3 protein-coding genes are annotated in these 3,541 nt (G+C 39.5%); 1 reads left to right on the forward strand and 2 read right to left on the reverse strand.

Features of this window, described 5'->3' with window-relative positions; translation table 11 throughout:
- Positions 1–1,005, reverse strand: a complete 1,005-nt coding sequence (locus FD44_RS09635) for a DMT family transporter (RefSeq protein WP_056973914.1) — start codon at positions 1,003–1,005, stop codon at positions 1–3.
- 95 nt (positions 1,006–1,100) lie between these two features.
- Positions 1,101–2,051, reverse strand: a complete 951-nt coding sequence (locus FD44_RS09640) for an AEC family transporter (RefSeq protein ID WP_010620506.1) — start codon at positions 2,049–2,051, stop codon at positions 1,101–1,103.
- A 265-nt stretch (positions 2,052–2,316) separates the two neighbouring features.
- Here FD44_RS09640 and FD44_RS09645 point away from each other — a divergent pair, with 265 nt between their 5' ends.
- Positions 2,317–3,447, forward strand: a complete 1,131-nt coding sequence (locus FD44_RS09645; RefSeq protein ID WP_010620505.1) for an LCP family glycopolymer transferase — start codon at positions 2,317–2,319, stop codon at positions 3,445–3,447.
- The last annotated feature ends 94 nt before the right edge of the window (positions 3,448–3,541 follow it).

Raw genomic sequence — 3,541 nt, forward strand, 5'->3', positions numbered from 1 at the left:
TCAACAGGATTTGACAGAGAGCCGAACTTTGCTGGCACTGATCTTTTCTTCCGGATTCGTTAAATCCGAACGACGAACCTTAACTCTATTACCCATAAAGGTGACGACAGAGCCAACCAAGATAACGCCAATTCCAGCAATTGTGAGTGGTAATATCTTCTCTGAAAGGATAATTGCCGCCATTACTGGTGCCAACGCTGGCTTTATAAAGAATACCAACGATGCAGTAGAAACATCTGAGCGTTCCATTGCCAAAAAGTAAAAGGCAAATCCACCACCGGTTACACAAACACCGATGAAAAACAGTAACCAGAAATAATGGAAATTGACATTTTGAATAATTGGAATGGCACTAAACTGCTTCAAAAAAGAACTTTGTGTCATAAACTTAGCAACTCCTGGAATATGTGTGATGGCAACCAGTGCCAACAACTCAGTAGAGCCTGCTAAGAACGTATACGCCGTCATTGTAATCCCATTAAAGTGACGCTTAACTGATCCATACCGCGAAACGATACTGTACAAACCAAAAGTTAAGGCAGATCCAATTGCTAATGACATCCCAAGTGGATTTGATAAATGGGTTGGATTAACAATGATCACGAGTCCAACAATTGAAATCACAACGGCGATTAAGTTTGCACGCCCTAAATGTTCGTGTAGTAATAAATAAGAGAATATAAGTGCAAAAACTGGGTTACAGCTAAATAAAACAGCGACCGTTGACGCTTCATCATACACAATTGCTAGCTGATACAAGCTCATGCTGACAATCACACAGATAAAGCCTGTAAGTGCAAATAATCCCCAATCACGTAACTGAATATGACGCTTTTGCTTTGCATTACTGTGAATTGCTAATGGTAATAAAACTAACCCACCTACGTAAAATCTGATGAGGTTTAGTTGAATGGGGTTAAAAGCCCCACCTGCATCCTTTAACGCAATTTCCATGGAACTAAACATTAATGTTGAAAATAGAACAAATAGTATTGTTTTTCGCAAAACGACGAAATCCGCTTCCTTCTATAAATAATCCTTCTATAAAAAATAACTACATGTGCTAGTATAGCACCATCATTTTCACAAATTCAAATGGCCTACGTAAATGACTTTAGTAAAACCATTAAAATTGGAATGACGATTAGGCTTAGAAGTGTCGTTTCAGTAACCATAATTGCGGCAAAGTTTGCGTCTGCTCCATAAAGCTTTGCCACAACGGGGGCATTGGTCATAACAGGCATGGCGGATTGCATGATGAAGACTTGCTTCATTAGTAACGGCATCCCAGTCGGTAAAACAAGAAGTGCCATAACGATTGGGGCAATCAAAAACCTACCCAGCAAAATAGCAACATTTGCGCGGTTTAATGTTAAATGATTGAGCCCAACGTTTGCAATCGCAATTCCGATAAAGATCATGGAGAGCGGAATTGTTAAATCGCCAACGTACTGAAAATCTTCCATTAAAAACTTAGGTAGTTGGATTCGCAGTAATACCAGAACAACCCCTACCATAAATCCAAGCAATGGTGGTGAAAATATTTTTTTGACCGTTTGCCATAAATCAAATTTTTGGCCGCTTGTCCCATCCTTTTGAATCAAATAAACACCCCAAGTCCAGAAGAATGTCGTGTTCGCCATATAATAAACTAAAACGTAAGGTAAACTTTTTGGTCCAAAAAGGGCCATGTTAACGGGTAACCCAACAAAGACCGTATTTGAATTCAAAAACATAGATTCAAATAATCCTTTATGTGACTTTTGAATTCTAAATAGTCGATAGGCCGCCATTGCCAGTGCATATAAAATGAGCATTGAGACAACTGGAAATCGTAAATCTGGTAAAGTTGATTTTAATTTGTCGGCAGAGAATTGACCGGTAATCGTAAAAATCATATAGGCCGGTAGCGCAATTTGTGTTACCAGTCGTGCAATTAGGCGGCTTGCATAGTCATTAAACCAGCCGCGCACGGTTAAAACGTAGCCCAGCGCTATCATGACCATGATGACCAAGACGCCTGAGATACTCTCGTAAAAGATACTAAACATCTAGATATCACCGTTCTTTCCCCAAATTATTTCTTAAATTAAATTAACGTTTTTCATTATATCACACGAATTTTGTACGTTTTGCTACACTGTTATACATACTACAATTTGTTTAAGTTTCTGTTACACGTTTACTAATTCAGTCTTTTATGATGTAATTAAGCGATTAAATAAATTAAGAACTACTAAATTAAAGACTCATGACTATTCTTTCCATCCATTTTTGGATATAATACTGAAAGAATTTCTGAAACGAGGAGCAATCATGTCAACTAATAATCAATTTCCACCTGAAGATCCAGATAACTTCAGCCGTAGAGGCAGTGACCATTTCAGGCCAAAGCGTAAGCATCATCGTGTTTTATGGACAATCCTTTTTATGTTACTTATCCTGTTAGCCGGCGGTAGTGCTTGGGCATATCACGCTTACAACGACGCCAAAGATACATTTAATGAAACCTATCAGACCGGGAGTACTAACAAGCTTCGTAACGTTTCGAGTCAACTCAAAAAAGGAAAGCCAATCTCAATTCTTCTATTAGGGACAGATACCGGTGCCCTTGGACGAAAGGACGTTGGTCGGACTGACACAATCATCGTTGCGACGGTTAATCCCAAGAAAGAAAAAGTAACTCTAACCAGTATCCCACGTGATACGATGGTTACTATCAAGGGTGATTCACTTAGCCAAGACAAAATTAATGCGGCCTACACGATTGGCGGCGCAAGTACAGCAGTCAGCACCGTTCAAAGTCTGCTAGACGTTCCAATTGATTTCTACGCCATTGTTAACATGGGTGGTCTTGAAAAAATGGTTGATGCCGTCGGTGGTGTCGATGTCACCCCACCCCTGACCTTTAAATACGGGGCAGCTAATGTGACAAAGGGTAAGAAGGTTCATTTGAACGGTAAGCAAGCCCTCTCATACTCTAGAATGCGTCATTCTGATCCAAAGGGTGACTATGGTCGTCAAACTCGCCAACGTCAAATAATTGAAAAACTGATTATGAAGGCTGTTAGTCTAGGATCAGTTACAAGATACAAGTCAATTTTGAAATCAATTTCTGGAAATATGAAAACAGATTTAACCTTTAACGATATGCTCACCATTGCTTCGAAATATTCAGATGCCTCTCATCATTTGAAGTCACAACATTTACAAGGAACCAGTACAATGGTAAATGGTGTCGATTATGAAGTTGCTTCAAATACTGAACTTAAAAAAGTATCTAATAGTATCCGTAAAGCACTCGGCATTAAAGATTCAACAAAATTTACAACGGATGCGGATAACTCAAGCACAACTACGAGTTCTGATACAACCGGAACAACTGATACCACTGGTGGTTATGGTGGTACGCAACAAGGGCCTACGCAAGCCCCTGCAGGCTACTGATATAAATCTAAGAAAAGGTCCGCCATTTTGATGAGCGGGCTTTTTTTTGCACAAAAGAAGCACTGACAATCTGAAGGGCTCCGATAAAGTTAGA

The organism is Secundilactobacillus malefermentans DSM 5705 = KCTC 3548, assembly GCF_001436395.1.
Lineage (GTDB): Bacteria > Bacillota > Bacilli > Lactobacillales > Lactobacillaceae > Secundilactobacillus > Secundilactobacillus malefermentans.

What these genes read in the sequence shown, in the direction of transcription:
- FD44_RS09640 (WP_010620506.1), bottom strand. Translation starts at nt 2,051, where the DNA reads ATGTTTAGTATCTTTTACGAGAGTATCTCAGGCGTCTTGGTCATCATG.
- FD44_RS09645 (WP_010620505.1), top strand. Translation starts at nt 2,317, where the DNA reads ATGTCAACTAATAATCAATTTCCACCTGAAGATCCAGATAACTTCAGC.